Origin of the sequence: Schleiferilactobacillus shenzhenensis LY-73 (genome assembly GCF_000469325.1) — a bacterium.
Classification (GTDB): Bacteria; Bacillota; Bacilli; order Lactobacillales; family Lactobacillaceae; genus Schleiferilactobacillus; species Schleiferilactobacillus shenzhenensis.
Window position 1 is genome coordinate 1 of the sequence record NZ_KI271606.1, and the last position, 3533, is coordinate 3533.

6 protein-coding genes and 1 pseudogene are annotated in these 3533 nt (G+C 50.4%); 3 read left to right on the forward strand and 4 right to left on the reverse strand.

What is annotated here, in order from left to right; translation table 11 throughout:
- Window positions 1-75: 75 nt before the first annotated feature.
- The 4 genes from L248_RS12700 to L248_RS12715 all read right to left on the reverse strand — a co-directional run bounded on the left by L248_RS12700 (window position 76) and on the right by L248_RS12715 (window position 2801).
- Window positions 76-1227: a site-specific integrase gene (locus L248_RS12700; protein ID WP_022530652.1), complete on the reverse strand. Its 1152-nt coding sequence runs from the start codon at window positions 1225-1227 to the stop codon at window positions 76-78.
- A gap of 105 nt (window positions 1228-1332) precedes the next feature.
- The gene (locus L248_RS12705) at window positions 1333-1962 is read right to left on the reverse strand and encodes a hypothetical protein (protein ID WP_040536792.1); all 630 of its coding nucleotides are present in this window, start codon (window positions 1960-1962) and stop codon (window positions 1333-1335) included.
- An 84-nt stretch (window positions 1963-2046) separates the two neighbouring features.
- Window positions 2047-2451 carry a M78 family metallopeptidase domain-containing protein gene (locus tag L248_RS12710; RefSeq protein WP_040536794.1) on the reverse strand — a complete coding sequence of 135 codons (405 nt, stop codon included), beginning with the start codon at window positions 2449-2451 and terminating at the stop codon, window positions 2047-2049.
- 11 nt (window positions 2452-2462) lie between these two features.
- Window positions 2463-2801 (reverse strand): helix-turn-helix domain-containing protein, encoded by a 339-nt coding sequence (locus L248_RS12715; RefSeq protein WP_040536796.1) that lies wholly within the window; start codon window positions 2799-2801, stop codon window positions 2463-2465.
- Window positions 2802-3058: 257 nt separating this feature from the next.
- On the opposite strand from L248_RS12715, the gene L248_RS12720 reads away from it, so the two are divergent.
- The 3 genes and pseudogenes from L248_RS12720 to L248_RS16565 form a co-directional block, all read left to right on the forward strand.
- The gene (locus L248_RS12720) at window positions 3059-3274 is read left to right on the forward strand and encodes a helix-turn-helix domain-containing protein (RefSeq protein ID WP_040536798.1); all 216 of its coding nucleotides are present in this window, start codon (window positions 3059-3061) and stop codon (window positions 3272-3274) included.
- Entirely contained in the window at window positions 3271-3468 is a 198-nt protein-coding gene (locus L248_RS12725) for a hypothetical protein (protein WP_022530657.1), read from the forward strand. Before L248_RS12720 ends, L248_RS12725 begins: the two co-directional genes overlap by 4 nt.
- Window position 3469: 1 nt before the next feature.
- A pseudogene (locus L248_RS16565) lies at window positions 3470-3533 on the forward strand (phage antirepressor protein); the annotation flags it as partial.

The window sequence follows — 3533 nt, forward strand, 5'->3', positions numbered from 1 at the left end:
TGGAGCCTAACGGACTCTGCTGGTCAGTCGTGGCACGGTTTACGGCTGTTATTGTACACATCTTGTACACATGAATTATAGGATTGAGAGAGCCTCCAGGGTGTGCTTTATTTGAGACCGCTCTGCGTCCTTGAGCAGGTGCGAGTAGACTGTCATTGTGATCCCGATATTGGCATGCCCAATCCGGTGTGAGATATAGCTGATGTCCACACCCTGGGAGAGCAAGTACGATACATGGGTATGCCGCAGACCGTGGAAAGTGATGAGGGGGCTGATAGCGAGCTTTTTTTCAATCATGCGCAGATCCTTGTTGATGGCGGAGTTGCTTGGGATTTCTTTCTGGCTGTTGCGAAACACCAGGTCATAGGGATCGCGGTAGCCGGCCCGCAGCCGATATTCCTGTTGTTCTTTTTTGAGCTGACGTAAGAGAGTGACCAGCTCCTGCGGAATGTCCACATCGCGGACGCTGGATTCATTCTTCGTTGGGGCAAACCCCGTATGGTAGTTGTAGTCCCACGTGTGCCGGATATGCAGCACCGCCTTGTCCAGATCCACGTTGGGCCAATCCAAGCCGATCACCTCACTGAAGCGAGCACCAGTCAGAACGGCAGTAGCGATGATGTAGTTATAGACCTTGTCCAGGGAGGCATGGGCCACCGCGTGGGACAGCAGCTTCTTGAAGTCCGCCGTCTGCAAATACTTGAGTTCGCTGGCTTTGCCTTTCTCGCCGGAAAGAATGGCGCCGCTGGTGAAATTGGCGAAGATGATCTGGTCATCAACAGCAGCGTTCGCCATGGCCCGGACATAGCCGTTCAGCTTGCTGGCGGAATCTTTTGACCGTGGCAGACCGTTCCGGCGCCCTTCACCAGCAGCATAAGCATTGAGGAACTCTTGCCAGTCACTCTTTGTAATGGTCTTAAGCTGCTGGTCTTCACCGAAATGGCGAGCAAGTTGGCGGCGGATAATCCCATAACGTTTCTCCGTGACAGTGGCGTGCTTACCGGATTTGTACAACTTGATCCAGCGGTCCCAGTATTCCAGCAGAGTGACGGAGCGTTCACCAAGGTCAGCCCCACGCCGATACTGGCGTTCCACTTCAGCCGCGGCTTCTTGGGCCGCTCGTTTGGTAGCGAAGCCGGACTTGTTCACGTACTGCCGCTGATTCTGGCCATCCATGTAGGAGACCCGGTACTGCCAGGTCTTGCCACGTTTCATAAAATTAGCCATTGAGCTTCCTCCGTTTCTGGTATACTGGAGGACGTGAGAGACGCTCTCCAGAGTGTTCTTATATGCCCGCCCCGTCCTGCCGTGGATGTTGAGGCGGGCTATTTTTTAGTGGAACCAGGAGCTCCACAGAAAAATAATGATGAGCAAAACAACTAACGAACACCCGCATCCAATAAATTGATTGCCAGTTTTGTTCAGGGAATCGCCTGCTTTACCAGTTGCTTGCGAAAACTTTTCAGCACTGTTTGCAACTTGATCCCACCCATTGGCTGCCTCCTGTTGAAGTTGCGGCTGTCGTACAGCTTCCCACTCTCCGATACCGACGCGCACCTGGTATGGCGTCTTAAAACGCTTGACAGTTTCACTACCATCAGCCGCTTCAACAGACTGCTTATACCGTCCCCCGAATACATCAACTACCAGTCGAGGACTCTTCTTGGACTGATATTCGGCGGAGAAGCGAGACGCATCAGCATCAGAAATGTCGCCAATGTGGATTCCATTCATAAAAATCCCATAGGCGCTGCCATTGAGCTTGAGTTCAGTCTTCGCATTTATCCGTAGCTGATAGGGCTGGAATTGCCAAATCTTTTGCCCGGGATGTAAATCAATGATGTCGTTATTGGATAACCCTCCATAATTATCTTCCTTATCGATATTGGGTGCTTCGTCAGCAATCAACTGATTGATTGCTTCGTCGGTAACGCCAACCAACCGATATTCGTCTTCTGCCATTCTCCCCGTCGTCTCCTCCATGGTACAATGATGTTGCGCTAGTTCGTAGGCCTTCACTCCGGTGCAACGGGGTGGGGGCCGTTTTTATGCGTAGAAACGGCGGATTTCCTCTTCTATCCAGTCTTGCAAATTACCAGGAATGCAGAGAGCGTCCACAAATTGCACGGAACTGGCATCCTCCGGTTCTACATCGGCAAAGTACAGGGGAACAAGAATCTTGATGGCTGACCGGTTGGCCGCCCCCTCGGCACCAGCCTTTGAATAGTAGTTGCGATAGTACAACACGCCCTCATCACCGTTGAGAATGTGGCTGATCTCGTGTGCAGCGTGCATGGGCAAGGCGTTGCGCTGATACCAGTTACTGTTTAACACGATGGTACGCGTGTCGCAATCTGCGCAAGGCGGAGTGTGTGGGTGAAGGGGTTTCATAAAAACCTCAATATTATTGTCGAACGCAACATTCAAGACCTGGCTGAGCAAATTATCCATACCGATGTCCCCTAACTCTTCTTATTCATTTGTTCCCGGCGACGCTTCAAGATGTCCTGGATAATTTCCCAGTCATCTTCTGGAATTGGCATCCCCTGATAAGTAAAAACGTTTGTTCCCGCCAAGTCAACTGTTTTATCTGATTTTGGGGAGGGATCATCGGTATTTCCCAGCAGATAGTCCACGGAGACATGCAACGCACCGGCCACTTTTGAAAGGCTATCGGCTGTCGGGGTCTGGTCCTTCCACCGATATATACTATTGATTCCGATTCCAGCTTTCTCCGCTGTTGTTTTTAAATTCCAGCCACGTGCTTCGGCGGACTTTTTTATGCGTTCAACCAGCGTCATTTCAGCATCTCCAAAGCCTGGCAAAAATAAATCACCGAAGTGGGTACAAAAAGGTTGCATTTCGTACTGAACTCAGTTATTATTATTTTTGTCAGTTAGTTAGGCAATAAGTAACCAGCCCGTAAGTGAACAGTTTTGGCGAACGACCACTCAAGGGGACTGCTGAGCATTCCTTATTTCCTATACTCTGATTGTACTGAACTCAGTACAAAAACGCAACACGTTTATCAACAAATTACCGAAATGAGGTGATGAACATGCCAGAAGAAAAGCTCGCTGGCCAAGCAGACCAGATCTTCAAAAAGATCAAAATCAGCTTGATCGAGCAAGATATGTCTCAACGAGAGCTTGCCGACTTCATCGGCGAAGGAACAGTACAGGTCAGCCGGGCAGTCCATGGCGGTGTGGATCCGAAGTCACGCCGGATTCGCCAAAAGATTTACAAGGTACTCGGAATGGAGGAAGAAGAATGAACGAACCAGACAATGTGCGTAACGCCCTGGCCAATCTTGTCGAGCTTGTCGAGTCACATGATTTTCGGATTGGCAACCGACCAGCAACGGTTGAAGAGGTCTTGCAGCTGATTCAGCCGGATGTGTACAGCATTGCTGACCTGCTGGGTATGAGCGACCTGTACCTGAAGCACGAAAAGAAAGAGGGGCTCTAGAATGAACGATTTAGTAATCATGCACCAGAAACAAGCCGTTACTACCAGCTTACGGGTGGCCGAGG

Bases quoted from the DNA above. Each gene is read 5' to 3' on its own strand.
- L248_RS12700 (WP_022530652.1), bottom strand. From the start codon at position 1,227: ATGGCTAATTTTATGAAACGTGGCAAGACCTGGCAGTACCGGGTCTCC.
- L248_RS12705 (WP_040536792.1), bottom strand. From the start codon at position 1,962: ATGGCAGAAGACGAATATCGGTTGGTTGGCGTTACCGACGAAGCAATC.
- L248_RS12710 (WP_040536794.1), bottom strand. From the start codon at position 2,451: ATGGATAATTTGCTCAGCCAGGTCTTGAATGTTGCGTTCGACAATAAT.
- L248_RS12715 (WP_040536796.1), bottom strand. From the start codon at position 2,801: ATGACGCTGGTTGAACGCATAAAAAAGTCCGCCGAAGCACGTGGCTGG.
- L248_RS12720 (WP_040536798.1), top strand. From the start codon at position 3,059: ATGCCAGAAGAAAAGCTCGCTGGCCAAGCAGACCAGATCTTCAAAAAG.
- L248_RS12725 (WP_022530657.1), top strand. From the start codon at position 3,271: ATGAACGAACCAGACAATGTGCGTAACGCCCTGGCCAATCTTGTCGAG.